13 protein-coding genes are annotated in these 14,197 nt (G+C 57.6%); 4 read left to right on the forward strand and 9 right to left on the reverse strand.

Annotated elements, in window-relative coordinates:
• The first annotated feature begins 120 nt into the window (after nt 1-120).
• From gnd to ACYZTW_RS15535, 3 genes are read left to right on the forward strand one after another with little or no spacing between them, the layout of a single operon-like run.
• On the forward strand, nt 121-1,101 hold the full coding sequence (gene gnd, locus ACYZTW_RS15525; RefSeq protein WP_462005613.1) for a phosphogluconate dehydrogenase (NAD(+)-dependent, decarboxylating): 981 nt from the start codon (nt 121-123) through the stop codon (nt 1,099-1,101).
• Nucleotides 1,098-2,621 (forward strand): glucose-6-phosphate dehydrogenase, encoded by a 1,524-nt coding sequence (gene zwf / locus ACYZTW_RS15530; RefSeq protein ID WP_462005614.1) that lies wholly within the window; start codon nt 1,098-1,100, stop codon nt 2,619-2,621. The genes gnd and zwf overlap by 4 nt, the downstream gene beginning before the upstream one ends.
• Nucleotides 2,618-3,439 (forward strand): HAD family hydrolase, encoded by an 822-nt coding sequence (locus tag ACYZTW_RS15535; RefSeq protein WP_462005615.1) that lies wholly within the window; start codon nt 2,618-2,620, stop codon nt 3,437-3,439. Before zwf ends, ACYZTW_RS15535 begins: the two co-directional genes overlap by 4 nt.
• A gap of 118 nt (nt 3,440-3,557) precedes the next feature.
• On the opposite strand, the gene nhaB is transcribed toward ACYZTW_RS15535, so the two are convergent.
• From nhaB to ACYZTW_RS15550, 3 genes are all read right to left on the reverse strand, one after another.
• On the reverse strand, nt 3,558-5,060 hold the full coding sequence (gene nhaB / locus ACYZTW_RS15540) for a sodium/proton antiporter NhaB (RefSeq protein ID WP_462005616.1): 1,503 nt from the start codon (nt 5,058-5,060) through the stop codon (nt 3,558-3,560).
• 78 nt (nt 5,061-5,138) lie between these two features.
• A complete protein-coding gene (locus ACYZTW_RS15545; RefSeq protein WP_462005617.1) occupies nt 5,139-6,428 on the reverse strand; it encodes an NHL repeat-containing protein in 1,290 nt (429 codons plus the stop codon).
• 240 nt (nt 6,429-6,668) lie between these two features.
• A complete protein-coding gene (locus ACYZTW_RS15550; RefSeq protein WP_462005618.1) occupies nt 6,669-6,935 on the reverse strand; it encodes a hypothetical protein in 267 nt (88 codons plus the stop codon).
• A 343-nt stretch (nt 6,936-7,278) separates the two neighbouring features.
• Here ACYZTW_RS15550 and ACYZTW_RS15555 point away from each other — a divergent pair, with 343 nt between their 5' ends.
• Nucleotides 7,279-8,604 carry a sigma-54 dependent transcriptional regulator gene (locus ACYZTW_RS15555; protein ID WP_462005619.1) on the forward strand — a complete coding sequence of 442 codons (1,326 nt, stop codon included), beginning with the start codon at nt 7,279-7,281 and terminating at the stop codon, nt 8,602-8,604.
• Nucleotides 8,605-8,782: 178 nt separating this feature from the next.
• Here the strand turns inward: ACYZTW_RS15555 and ACYZTW_RS15560 are convergent, their stop codons facing one another.
• The 6 genes from ACYZTW_RS15560 to ACYZTW_RS15585 form a co-directional block, all read right to left on the reverse strand.
• A complete protein-coding gene (locus ACYZTW_RS15560) occupies nt 8,783-10,063 on the reverse strand; it encodes a coiled-coil domain-containing protein (RefSeq protein WP_462005620.1) in 1,281 nt (426 codons plus the stop codon).
• Nucleotides 10,064-10,109: 46 nt separating this feature from the next.
• Nucleotides 10,110-10,850: a hypothetical protein gene (locus tag ACYZTW_RS15565; RefSeq protein ID WP_462005621.1), complete on the reverse strand. Its 741-nt coding sequence runs from the start codon at nt 10,848-10,850 to the stop codon at nt 10,110-10,112.
• A 34-nt stretch (nt 10,851-10,884) separates the two neighbouring features.
• A complete protein-coding gene (locus ACYZTW_RS15570) occupies nt 10,885-11,565 on the reverse strand; it encodes a C39 family peptidase (RefSeq protein WP_462005622.1) in 681 nt (226 codons plus the stop codon).
• 62 nt (nt 11,566-11,627) lie between these two features.
• Complete coding sequence (locus tag ACYZTW_RS15575; protein ID WP_462005623.1) at nt 11,628-13,094, reverse strand: heme utilization protein; 1,467 nt, start codon at nt 13,092-13,094, stop codon at nt 11,628-11,630.
• A gap of 51 nt (nt 13,095-13,145) precedes the next feature.
• Nucleotides 13,146-13,718 (reverse strand): adhesin, encoded by a 573-nt coding sequence (locus tag ACYZTW_RS15580; RefSeq protein WP_462005624.1) that lies wholly within the window; start codon nt 13,716-13,718, stop codon nt 13,146-13,148.
• Between the two features lies 1 nt (nt 13,719).
• Complete coding sequence (locus ACYZTW_RS15585) at nt 13,720-14,157, reverse strand: hypothetical protein (protein ID WP_462005625.1); 438 nt, start codon at nt 14,155-14,157, stop codon at nt 13,720-13,722.
• Between the last annotated feature and the right edge of the window lie 40 nt (nt 14,158-14,197).

Consider the following 14,197-nt stretch of genomic DNA (forward strand, 5'->3'; position numbering starts at 1 on the left):
TATCAATCTTGATCGGGCACAATGCCCGGAAACTATGTGCCCCAACGCTGGACTAACTCGAATGGTCGCGTTGGGCTATAACCTTTGACACACATTATTTGTAGTAGGGAGCATCAGCACATGCAACTCGGGATTATTGGACTGGGCCGCATGGGCGGCAATATTGCGCGGCGCCTGATGCTTAACGGTCATACCACCGTTGTTTACGACCGCAATACCGCCTTTGTCGACACCCTGGCCGCAGAAGGCGCCTCTGGCGTCATCGACCTGCCGGCGCTGGTCGCTGGCCTGGCCAAACCACGTGCGGTGTGGGTCATGCTGCCGGCCGGCGCACCGACCGAAGACACCATCGACACCCTGAGTACCTTGCTCGAAGCCGGCGATACCATCATCGACGGCGGCAACACCTTCTATAAGGACGATATCCGCCGGGCGAAAACCCTGTCGGAGAAAGGCCTGCACTACGTCGACGTCGGCACCTCCGGCGGCGTCTGGGGCCTGGAGCGCGGTTACTGCATGATGATCGGCGGCGAAGCCGAGGTGGTTAAACGCCTTGATCCGCTGTTCGAGAGCCTTGCACCGGGCCTGGGTGACATCCCGCGGACCAAGGACCGCAAGTCCGAAGACGATCGTGCCGAGCGCGGTTACATCCACGCAGGCCCGGCCGGTTCTGGCCACTTCGTGAAAATGATCCACAACGGCATCGAATACGGAATGATGCAGGCCTTCGCCGAAGGCTTCGACATCCTCAAGACCAAAGCGAGCACCAACCTGCCGGAAGACCAGCGTTTCGACCTGAACGTCGCCGACATCGCCGAGGTCTGGCGTCGTGGCAGCGTTGTGTCGTCCTGGCTGCTTGATCTGACGGCCGACGCACTGGCCAGCGATCCGAAACTCGACGGTTACGAAGGCGCCGTGGCTGACAGCGGTGAAGGTCGCTGGACCATCGAAGCCGCCATGGAGCAATCGGTGCCCGTACCGGTGCTGTCGAACTCGCTGTTCTCCCGCTACCGTTCGCGCGGGCAAGGCACCTTTGGCGACAAGATTCTCTCGGCCCAGCGTTTCGGCTTCGGCGGCCATGTGGAGACTGCGAAAAAATGACCCGCCTGATCCGCAATAAATCCAAGGCAGAACCCGCACCATCGACCACGCTGTTTCTGTTCGGTGCCCATGGTGATCTGGTCAAGCGTCTGCTGATGCCGGCGCTGTACAACCTGAGTCGTGACGGTCTGCTTGGGGATGGACTGCGGATCATCGGCGTTGACCACAACGCCATCACCGATGAAGCCTTTGCGAAAAAACTCGAAGACTTCATTCAAGCCGAAGTGGCCGCCAAGGTCGGCAAGGGCGATCAAGCCCTTGACCCGGACTTGTGGGCCAAGTTGGCCAAAGGCATCAGCTACGTCCAGGGCGACTTCCTGGACGACAGCACCTATCAAGCCCTGGCGGCGAAAATCGCCGCCAGCGGCACCGGCAACGCCGTCTTCTACCTGGCCACTGCGCCACGTTTCTTCAGCGAGGTGGTGCGTCGTCTCGGTGCCGCCGGCTTGCTGCAAGAGGCACCGGAAGCGTTTAGAAGGGTGGTGATCGAAAAACCCTTCGGTTCCGATCTGCCAACCGCCGAAGCCTTGAACGCTTGCTTGCTCAAGGTGATGACGGAAAACCAGATCTACCGGATCGATCACTATCTGGGCAAGGAAACCGTGCAGAACATTTTGATCAGCCGGTTCTCCAACAGCCTGTTCGAAGCGTTCTGGAACAACCACTACATCGACCACGTACAAATCACCGCCGCCGAAACCGTCGGCGTGGAAACCCGTGGCAGTTTTTATGAACACACCGGCGCCTTGCGGGACATGGTGCCCAATCACCTGTTCCAATTGCTGGCGATGGTTGCGATGGAGCCGCCGGCCGCCTTTGGCGCCGATGCGGTACGCGGCGAGAAAGCCAAGGTGGTCGGTGCGATTCGCCCCTGGTCGGTCGAGGAAGCGCTGGCCAATTCGGTACGCGGCCAATACGCGCCCGGCGAAATCGACGGCAAGCCATTGCCGGGTTATCGCCAGGAAAACAACGTGGCGCCCGACAGCAATACCGAAACCTACGTCGCGCTGAAAGTCATGATCGACAACTGGCGCTGGGTCGGCGTGCCGTTTTACCTGCGCACCGGCAAGCGCATGAGCGTGCGCGACACCGAGATTGTCATCTGCTTCAAACCGGCGCCGTATGCGCAGTTCCGCGATACCGAGGTCGATGAGTTGCAGCCGACCTATCTGCGAATTCAGATTCAGCCCAACGAAGGCATGTGGTTCGACCTGTTGGCCAAACGGCCCGGGCCGGCCTTGAAAATGGCCAATATCGAACTGGGCTTTGCCTATAAGGATTTCTTTGAAATGCAGCCGTCCACCGGCTATGAAACCCTGATCTACGATTGCCTGACCGGCGATCAGACACTGTTCCAGCGCGCCGACAACATCGAGAATGGCTGGCGCGCCGTGCAGCCATTCCTCGATGCCTGGAAGCAAGACTCGAACGTGCAGAGCTATGCCGCTGGCGAGGACGGGCCGCAGGCAGCAGAAGATCTGCTGACCCGAGACGGTCGCGTCTGGCACGGCCTCGGATGAGTGAGCCGACGCAACATCCCATCCGTTTTCTGCTCAGCGACATGGACGGCACCTTGTTGCTGCCCGATCACAGCCTCAGTCAACGCACCATTGAAGCGGTCCGTTCCTTGCGCGAGGCCGGCGTGCTGTTCAGCTTGGCCACCGGCCGTCCACCCAAAGCCATGTTGCAGCAGATTGAAGCCTTGGGCGTCGACCTGCCAACGGCAGCGTTCAATGGCGGCACCCTCGTCAATCCAGATGGCAGTTTGCTGGTCGCGCATTACTTGCCGGCCACGGCTGCGCTAACGGCATTGGCGCTGTTTGCCGACCGGCCGGACATCGAAATCTGGGTGTTCAGTGGTGGCGACTGGTTGCTGAAAGATCCGAACGGTCCAATGGTGCCTCGTGAACAGCACGGCCTGGGTTATCCGCCAGTGGTGGTCGAGAGTTTTGAGCCGTACCTGGAACGCATCGACAAGATTGTCGCCACCAGCAACAACACACAGTTGTTGATTGAGCTGGAAGCGCTCCTGCTGCCCAAAGTGGAAGGCCAGGCACAGGTCTCCCGTTCACAGCCCATTTATCTGGACGTGACCGCGATGCAGGCCAACAAGGGGGCGGCGCTGGCGACACTGGCCGAGTTTCTCGGTGTACCGCTGGAGCAGACCGCGGCGCTGGGCGATGGCGGCAACGACCCGGCGATGTTTCACCGCGCCGGGTTGTCGATCGCCATGGGGCAGTCGGAGGAGGCGGTGAAACGCCAGGCGGACGTGGTGACGGGCGCCAACACCGAGGACGGCGCGGCGCAGGCAATCGAGCGCTATATCCTCCCGCGCTAACGACACAAAACCAATGTGGGAGCGAGCCTGCTCGCGAAGAGGCCATGTCAGTCAACATTGATGTTGAATGACACACCGCTTTCGCGAGCAGGCTCGCTCCCACATTTTTTGGTCGGTGCTACAGCCAGTAGCTCACCGTATACCACCCCAACACTCCCATCACCACGGTGTACGGCAACGCCATCCACACCATCCGCCCGTACGACAGGCGAATCAGCGGTGCAATCGCCGAGGTCAGCAGGAACAGAAACGCAGCCTGACCATTGGGCGTTGCCACGCTCGGCAAGTTCGTTCCGGTGTTGATCGCAATCGCCAGCGTCTCGAAATGCTCACGGCTCATGTGGCCGGAGATGAAGGCCTGTTTGACTTCGGTAATGTAAATGGTCGCGACGAATACGTTGTCACTGATGGCCGACAACAAGCCGTTGGCAATGAACAACATGCCCGGCTGTTGATCGGCCGGCAGGGCCAGCACCCACTGAATCAGTGGTGTGAACAGTTGCTGATCGTGAATCACCGCCACCACCGCGAAAAACACCACCAACAACGCTGTGAACGGCATGGCGTCCTTGAACGCGTTGCCAATGCGGTGCTCGTCGGTGATGCCAGTGAATGCGGTAATCAGCACGATCACCATCAAGCCGATCAAGCCGACCTCAGCAATGTGGAACGCCAGCCCCGCAATCAGAATCAGCGCCGCCAATCCCTGCACGATGAGCGCAGCACGTTGGCGTGATGTGCGTTCAGCATTGTCTTCGGCGGCGTAATTGGCCAGTACCGTACGCACGTTGTCCGGTAACAACGTGCCGTAACCGAACCAGTGAAGTTTCTCCAGCAGGACGCAAGTCACCAGGCCCGCCACCAGGACCGGTAACGAAACCGGGGCGACTTTCAGAAAGAACTCAGAGAAGTGCCAGCCCATCTCGTGGCCGATCAGCAGGTTCTGCGGTTCACCGACCAATGTGCAAACACCGCCCAGTGCGGTACCCACGGCGCCGTGCATCAGCAGACTGCGCAAAAAGGCGCGGAATTGTTCGAGGTCGGCATGATGGAGTGTGGGCAGGTGCTGGTCATCGCCAAACTCGCTGTCCTGACGCGGATCGTTGCCCGAGGCGACGCGGTGATACACCGAGTAAAACCCGACGGCGGCACTGATGATCACGGCGGTCACGGTCAAGGCATCAAGAAACGCCGACAGGAACGCGGACAGGAAGCAGAACATCAACGCCAGCAGCGCCTTGGAGCGAATCCCGAGCAGCAGTCGTGAGAACAGAAACAGCAGCAGGTCTTTCATGAAGTAGATACCGGCCACCATGAACATCAGCAGCAGGATCACCGGGAAGTTGTGCACCAGCTCGTCGTAGAGTGCCTGGGGCGTGGTCATCTTCAGCAACAGTGCTTCGATCAACAGCAGGCCGCCAGGCACTAACGGATAACACTTGAGCGCCATGGCCAGGGTAAAGATGAACTCCAGCACCAGCAGCCAACCGGCCGCCACCGGACCTACGGTCCACAACACCAGTGCGTTGAGAATCAGAAAGCCGACAATGCTTGCCTTGTACCAGCGGGGTGAATGCCCGAGAAAATTGTGCGCGAACGCCTGAGCCATTGAACCGGGCATCGGCTACTCCTTGTATTAAGAAGCGCGCAACTTGCCGTAAGCGGAAGGGAAGATCAAGTGTAGGAAAACTGTGCTGGTCTACCCCAGATAGCGTGCGACGACCGCTCGATAGTTGCCATCCAGTGAATAGCCTCCGACGACAATGTTTCCGTCGGCCTGCATGACCACGGAAGTCGCGGTATCGAGGCTGCGGCCCAGGCGGGTGCGAACCCAACCGGTGCCATTGCCGAAGCTGCGATCAAGTCGCCCGTCGGGCAGATACCGCGCCAGAATGAAATCCGCCTCGACGCCGCCGATTGTGGCCCCGACCGTCACCACACAACCATTGGGCAGTGCCTGCGCGGCGGTCCACTGGCAGCCACTGTGACCGATCTCCAGCAGTTGGGTTTGGCCTCCATTGCAATGAATGTCCGGGCGACCGTTGCTGTGTACTTTCAGTGCAAGGCAGTGCATCGGGTCGCGACTGCTGCCAAAGCACTGCACATCGCCATTTTCCTGTTGGACGATCTGGCTGACCTGAGCGCTATACCCCCGTGCCTTGAAGGTCATGAAACCATCCACGGCGAAACAATCGTCGAGCCTGCCGTCGGTGTGATAGCGGGCCAGCAGACCTTCTTCAGGGAAGTTGATCGACCCGCCCACCAGGATCCGGCCATCTCGTTGCACCATCAGGCTGCTGAGCCAGGTGTTCATCAGCAAGTGCCTGACCATCACGAAGCCACGACTATTGAAGGTATCGTCCAGCGAGCCGTCGATGTTGAGCCGTATCAGGATGCCGACATGATCGGCCAGTTCGAAGTGATGATTGGCCTGCAGCAGAATTCGACCATCCTCCTGCACGCAGACATCACAGGCTTCTGCGCCCGGTACGCCGGGTGGTAGCCAGGTGTCACGCACCCCTTGGGAAAGACCGCCCGGAAGGCGCACGACGCAGCGGCCATTGTCGCCAAAACATTGAACCGGGCGGCCATGCTGATCAAACAGGGCGAGAGCGGGCAGTGTCCGGTGAGCATTTTCGTAGTGCAGTCCGGCCACTAGAATGTGCCCATCGGGCAGTACGTGGACTTTGCCGGCCATGGCCTCGAAGCCGTGTTCAAATTGCCCGATGACGCTGCCTTGATTGCCAAACGCCAGATCTGCCGAGCCGTCCTCGAGCAAGCGAGCCACGCCGAAGCGACTACCGCCTGGCGTTCCTACCTTCGCCGCGACTAACAACCTGCCACGTGAATCAATCGCGACCCCATTGGCCATGCTTGAGAGGCTGCCAGCGAAATACACCTGGGTTTTGCCAGACGAGGCAAAGGTTGTATCAAGTTTTCCGGTGTCGCTCAGTGTGGCCGGTAATGCAAACGCGGTCTGGATTGACATGCACGCAGCTCCTTGCAAGTCGTCCTGATCCGGGAGTTTGGATGGCGACTGTATAAGGAAACATTCAATCCCTGAATGCCTGGATGCACAACTGTCATAACTAACAGACGGAGGGTCGCTGTGTGCCAGAACAGTGTCTTTTCGAACCACTGACAAGCCGGCCAGGTAGTTGGGCGCGTGCAAGTTCGAATAAATAATCGGGGAGGGCGCGGGTTACCGTTTAGTAACCCGCAAAACGCATTAGTGTGGCATCGACCACGATTGGAGTTTGTAACCCTCCTCGCTCAATTCCGCACGTGCCGCTTCAAGCAGGCATTCAAGTTGCGCCGGATCGGTATAGGCACTGCTGGGGATCTGCGTGCGGCGGATGCGGGTGTTGGTGCGATCGATAACGGTCAGGCTGAGTTCGCCATTGCCGTCTTGTGGGGCCCAGGCCACGCATTGGAAAGGTTGAAATGCGCGGTCGGCAATCAAAAGAGCTTCGTTGATACGGAGCGGGGCGTTCATGGGTTTTTCTCTCTGTATGCCCAATCAAGTGATGTGCCGTCGGTTGGGCTTACCGTTCGGCTGGTTACTTGTACTGATGCCCTCAACCGTGGGGTGGGTCACATACAATTAAAAAGAAATTTCAACTTTCTTTCATCAGCTCAACGTTCAGACAAGTTTTGAAAGCTGAATGAAAGGCAAGATTCGTTAGGTAACTAACAAAGTCGCTTCTTATATCTAATAACGCAACAGCTCTATAGTCAAACGGTACAAGGCCGCGTCAAATTATTGCTAACGTTACAGCCAGATCCGCCAAACGACTGTTTTTAATAAAATTTCATAAATTTGGCGTCAAGGAACAGTCATGATCGAAGCGCCTGCCTTACGACGTCTGTTAGTAGTGGACCCTTGCGAGGACTGTCATCGTCTGCTGCCGGGTTTGCGCTCTGTGGGTTGGGACGTTGACAGCTGTACCCTGGAACACGCTGGCGACAAAACCTGCGACGTCGGCCTGTTGCGTTTGCAACCTTTTCACCTGGAACGCCCGGAAGCCGTCAAAGAGCTGATCAGCCGCAGCGGAACCGAGTGGATCGCCGTACTCAATCAGGAAGTCCTGCGGTTGCAAAATGTCGGGGACTTTGTCTGCGAATGGTTTTTCGATTTCCATACCTTGCCGTTCGATGTGTCCCGGGTTCAGGTGACGCTGGGCCGAGCATTCGGGATGGCACGCCTGCGTGGGCAGGGTACGGTTCACATTGATCAGTCGGAGCATGAGCTGCTTGGCGACAGCAAGCCCATTCGCGAACTGCGCAAGTTGCTGAGCAAGCTGGCGCCCACCGAGTCTCCGGTATTGATTCGTGGTGAAAGCGGTACCGGTAAAGAGCTGGTGGCCCGCACGCTCCATCGACAATCCCAACGTCACAGCAAACCCTTCGTCGCAATTAATTGCGGCGCAATCCCCGAACACTTGATCCAGTCCGAACTGTTTGGCCACGAGAAAGGCGCCTTTACCGGCGCCCACCAACGCAAGGTCGGGCGGATCGAAGCGGCGAATGGCGGCACACTGTTTCTCGATGAGATCGGTGACCTGCCGCTGGAGTTACAAGCCAATCTGCTGCGCTTCCTACAGGAAAAACACATCGAGCGTGTAGGCGGCAGTCAGCCGATTCCGGTGGATGTGCGGGTATTGGCGGCGACTCACGCCGACCTTGAGGCGGCGATCGAGAAGAAACGCTTTCGTGAGGATTTGTACTACCGCCTGAACGTACTGCAAGTCGTCACCGCGCCACTGCGTGAGCGCCAGGGTGACTTATCGATGCTGGCCAACCACTTTTCCCACTTCTACAGCCATGAAACCGGCCGCCGTCCGCGCAACTTCAGTGAAGACGCCTTGATTGCCATGGGAAAGCATGACTGGCCGGGCAATGTTCGCGAGCTGGCCAACCGGGTACGTCGCGGGTTGGTACTGGCCGAAGGCCGGCAGATCGAAGCGCGAGACCTGGGGCTGATCAGCCAGCAGGCCGTTGCCGCGCCGATGGGCACGCTGGAAAACTACAAGCACCGGGCAGAGCGCCAGGCCTTGTGCGATGTACTTAACCGCCACAGCGACAATTTGAGCATCGCCGCCAAGGTGCTGGGGATATCCAGGCCTACCTTCTACCGTTTGTTGCACAAGCATCAGATACGTTAGACGCAAGATCAAAAGATCGCAGCCTCGTTTCACTCGACAGCTCCTACAAGGGTTCCGCGCAAACCTGTAGGAGCTGTCGAGTGAAACGAGGCTGCGATCTTTTGATGTTCCACACACACACACACACACACAAAGCCCCGCTGGGATTGAAGTCGCAGCGGGGCTTTGTTGTTGTGGATTAGAAGTAGTACGGGAATTTCAGGCTGAAGGAAAAATCTGGCGCGTCGTCGGTCAGTCCGATGGACAGGTTGGGAACGATCGTCAGGTTATTGGTTGCTGCCAGGGTCATGCCGATGTTGAAGTTGGCCGAGTTGTAATCGCTGTTGGTAATCGATTGCCAATCGCCACCGTCCGGCTTGATCTTGCTCTTGCGGGCAAACTGATCGGTGAACGAGAACGACATACTCATCTTCTCGTTCAAGGCGAATGCAATGCCAGCGCCGACCTGCCAGGAATCGCCCAGTTTCACGTCCCCGCGTACCTTGGAGTTGACCTGAGGGCTGATGTCGTTGAAAGAGTCTTGCATGTTGTAGGTGTAGGCCAGGCTGCCGAACAGCACGGCCGGGTCGAAGGTCTTGACCAGCGAGATACCCGGGGTGATGGACCAGACGCCATTGCCGGTAGGCAAGTCTTCGGGTACCGAGAGGTTATCGTTGCCCGGGTCTTGGACCAGCTTGATGCCGTATGGATCCTTACCGGTCGGCGCCTTGACGCGCAGTGTAGCGACCGCGTCGGGCAGGCTGGCCGACTCATCCAGAAACTTGTAAGCAACGCCAAAGTTCACATCACCGATGGTCGGGTCGCGGGTAACGGTTGAGTCCGACGTCACCGGGCCTGCGCCACCTGCGCCACCGGAGGAATACGTTGATTCGCGATAAACCACGGGGACGTTAATATCGAACTGCCAACGTTGTGCCACGTTGTAGCGGCCGGTCAGGTCCAGTGTCCAGTTATCCGCCTTGATACGGTCGATATCAATGTTGCCGAGAAAAATCGAGTCCAGTGCCAGAAAGCCATTGAGCGTCAGCGCACGGGTATCGTAGTGCGTGTAGGTGATGCCGGTTTCGAGGCTGAACTTGCCGCCACCGAAGAAGCCGCTGGCTTCGTCATACAGGTTGGAAACGCTTTGCGCAGGCTCCGAATCATCCTTGAGCGATTGGCCGTATGAACTGCCTGTGGTTCCCGGCGCACCGGCGGCCACCGTCTGGGCACCCTTGGTCGTTTCGGCAGGGGATTTGGTCAGGCGTTTGGGAGCAGGTGGCGCAGGTGTTTCTTCGACTTGGCGAACGCGTTGCTCGAGTACCATCAGCGCGTTCTGTTGTGCTTCGTAACGCTGTTTCAACTCCATGAGTTCTTGTTTTAGTATTTCGACCTGGGGGTCCGGTGCTGCGTATAGCAGGGTGGCCGGGGCCAGGCTACTCAAACAAACGATAGCTCTGAACGTTAACGATGGGTGCATGGGTTAGCCGTCCCTTCTGACTTCATCTGATGAGACTGAGCGTAGATCAGAATCCGATAGTGCGAAGGCCTTTGAGTTGGTCCAGGTTGCCGTTCAGCGACCCGGCTGTCGGCCCGTTGTCGCCCAGCACGACGTTGAGGGACGTGAGGTTACGGACCTGGTTGCCACCGCCAAGCAAAGTCGTGTTCTGCATCAGCCCACCCTGGGCCAGGCGTTGTACGGTACTGCCCTGGTTGTTGTTGGCCACGATGTTGAGTTGCACACCAGTACCGGTCGAGGAAATGCTCAGCGAGCCCGCGTCATTGGCGCCGCCCAACGTCGAGCCTGCGGCCAATGCCTGGCCCTGCTGTTGCGTTGTTGGCGCTTGATTAGCCCTTGTGACGTTGATATCAACGTTGTTGTAGGCAGTGTTATGGTCGCCGGCCGCACGCACGACTTGAGTGACACCTTCGGTGGTGTTGAGGCCGCTGCCGCCAGCGACGGTACCGGTGCCTTGCGAACTCGCTGAGCCATTACCTTTTTCGTTGATTATCGACACATAGAACTGTGGCTTGATGGTCGATTGTTGAATTTGCATCGAGGAAGTTGCCCCGATCACTTCACCGTTGGCATTTTGCCAAGTGCTGGTCATGACAATGCCGAAACTGATGATCCGTCCCGGCATGACATAGCGGCCTCGCAGGGTCGCTAATTCCTGATCGTTAAGTTCAATGGGTTTGAACGTCTGTGCCTGGGTCGGCAGGCTGGCGGCCAGGCAAACTACGGCCAGCCAGATTGGAGTCTTCATTGGAATGCTCCCGGAGCGTCGTGCTCCCTTGTTATTAGAAGAAGTCGCTTTGGATGAATCCGAAATCCATCAACTCTGCGTCTTGCACCGGGCTGAAGGTGTTGATGCGGTTCTTGGCGGTCAGTGGCAGGGGGGGGGCGAGCAACGCATTGGTTTTGTCGTAGCCCTGGCCGATGACGGCAAAGATGATGCCGTTCCAGCCTTTGATAAAGTCGTCGACTTTGTAACGTTTATGACCGAGTACCGGATCTCCGATATAGACCCACCCCTCATGGACTCTTTGCATGACCACAAAATGTTTGTAGCCACGGATATCCATGAGCACCACAACTGGAATTCTGATTTCGCTCAACGTTGCCGGCGCTACCCGGTAGCCACGGGCGCGCATGCCGATACTTTCAACGTAGCGCTTCATGTCGAGCATGGAAAAGCCCTGGACGCGGACAAGATCCTGATCGGAGTGTGACAGCATGCCTTCGATGATTTGTTCTTCGTTCACGTCCAGCCAATAGGCCTGGCGCAATACGGTAGCCAGCGCAGCCGCGCCGCAACTGAAGTCGGTTTTCTGTTGCACCAGGTCGGCAAATTTACGCTCGCGTATGCTCTGGATCGGCTTATACACCACCGCGCCGCCCGGCAGGACGGAAAGCGGCAGTTGTGCAGCCTCGATCACACAGGCCACGCAAAGCAAAAATGCCAAGGCGATAATGCGCATAGTGGGACGCCTTCTGGTTGTGTTGAAAAAGGCCCCCATAAGGGGGCCTCAAGAGACAACAATTAGAACGACTGGTTGGAAATGGCCAGCGAGTTGCTTTGTTGGTTACCCACACCGGCAGCCACGTTGACGCCCAGGTTGCCACTGCCGCCATTCACCGAACCGCTCAGGGTTGCAGTGTTGGTTACAGGGTTGGCCCAGCCAGTTGGAGTCAGCACTTGATAGGAATAGGTGTTGCTCAAATCAAATGAACTGCTCTCACTGAAGCTTCCCGCTTTTGCGAACTCGGATTCGGACGATTTACTGGCCGATTTTTCGAACGAGGAGGCGTTCGATTTCTCGAACGACTTATCGAACGATTTTTCGAACGAGGAGTCGCGCGATCTGTCGAACGACGATTCGCGAGACTTGTCGAACGAGGAGTCGCGAGATCTGTCGAACGAGGAATCGCGCGATTTGTCGAACGATTTGTTCACCGCTACGTTAAGCGTTGCGTCAAGCGATGCGGTAAGCGATGCGTCGGAACTGCTGCTGCGGGTGCGATCGCCATGGCCATTATTGACGGTAGTGGAATGGGAAGCCGCCGCAGCAGCGTCCAAAGTAGCGCTCAAGGAAGCATCCAAGGATGCACTCGAAGAACCGCTTGCACTACTGCTGTTGGAACCGCTCGCAGAACTGCTGTTAGAACCGCTCGCAGAACTGCTGTTGGAACCGCTCGCATTGCTGCTCTTCGAACCGCTTATATCAACGCTAAGGGAACCGCTGGAATTAGAGCTCTTGGCACCGGCCGCGGCCCAGCTCGAAGAAGCGCTTTCACTGCCGCTAACCGAGAATGACTTATCTTTAGAGAAACTACCGCTGGCCGTTTTGGTAACCGTAATGGTATCAACGCGATAGGTCCGATCAGCGTTGTTATTCACTGTCAGGCCAGGACCGCTTTGATTGGCAGAGGCGGTGGCTGTTGCGTCACCCAGCGGGGCATTGGAGTTGGCAATTGCCATGGTGTTTTTCTGTTGGTTGAGGTCGCCGCCAGCAATGTTGACACCCATATTGCCGCTGCTGCCATCGCCCGATCCGCTCATCACGGCAGAGTTTTGGGTGCCATAGTTCCAGACCTTGTTGTTGTTGCTGTATTGCGAGACTCGAGCGGTGGCTTCGGAAGTGCCGAATACGAAGCTGTTATCGAGACTGGAGGTGGAGCCAGCGTTTGCGATGGCGGCTGCGTTGTCTTGTTGGTTGCCGGCGCCTGCTGCCACGTTGACACCGACGTTGCCGCTCGCGCCTGAGGCAGAGCTGCTCATCTCGGCTGAGTTCTCAGTCCCTTCGTTGTAGATGCGGTTGCCGGTGCTGCTCTGCCTATCGTTTGCAGTGGCGGTCGCGCTGGTATGGATCACTGTTGGAGGAGGGGTGTGGTGATTGTTGTGATGACCGTGATGGTGACGCCGATCGTTCTGTCCAGCTTGTGCAGCAACAGCCAAGACCGCAGCGATTGCAAAAACCAGAGGTTTTATTGCCATCGAAGGTTTCATGGTGGTTCTCCGTACTTATTTTAGGTTAAGTGTTGTACCTACCTGTTTGGGTCAATCCGTGACCCGTACGCTCAGGGTATTGGCCGTTCGGTTTCCCACCCCGGCGCTCTGATTCAACTGGATCACCCCACGGCTACCGGTGAAGGCCTGATCGCTGGTAGCGACCTGGCGATAGCCTGGTGCAGAGTCAGTTGGATCGGAGTTGGTGATCAGCGTCACGTTCTGTTGCCTGAGGACGCTGTCGTCGATACTTTGCGGCTGTGTACTGATGCTTATCCGCAGGGCATTGGCTTGCTGGTTGCTGGCACCCGCACTCTGGTTGACGCCCAGTACGCCGGTGCCGTGGCTGAAGGAGTCGCCTTGAATGCTGGATCGAGCATCGATCCTGGGGTCGACCACCGTACGCAGCCGTTGGCGAATCTGTGTGGTCGCGCTGGCTCCATGGCCAACGGCGATGGCCCGGGCGTTAGCTTGTTGCTGTAGATCGCCGGCAGCCTGGTTGACCGCGAGATTGCCCTGGTACTGCATGCCCGAACCGTCGATGTCGGCGTTATTGATGACGGGAGATTGGGCAAAGGTCGATGCACTGCAAAACATGGCGATAATCAGCAGCGTACGATTCATCTTAACGGTCTCCCGTTATGACTTTCAGAGCACCCAGGCCTTGCTGGACGCTTGAATTGACCATGTTCGCAATACCGTTGCCCGAATTTCCCGAACGTCCAGCGGAGAGGTTGGAAAGCTGGGTCTGGTTGCTGATATTGCCGCTCAGGCTGTTGGTGTTTTGAGTGATCAGGCGGGAGATGCCTGCACCACTGGCGACGCTGGCAAAGTCGCCGTCGCTCAATTCGTTCGTTTGCTCGAGGATTTGTTTGGACGGGTTGGCATTGGCGGTCGTGGGGTTAGGGTCGGGCATCACCGGCGGACGCGTTGCCATGCGCGGTTGGACATCTCGTTTGATAATAATGATGCCGTTGTCAGCCTGTACAGGCAGGCAGACACTTGAGCCCAGTGCGCATCCGATCAGCAGGAGGTTATAAATGCTTTTATCAAGTTTCCCCACAGCGGCAATTCCTTCTGTAAGTGGAACGCTGGCCCTTATC

This window comes from Pseudomonas sp. LB3P25, from assembly GCF_054897985.1.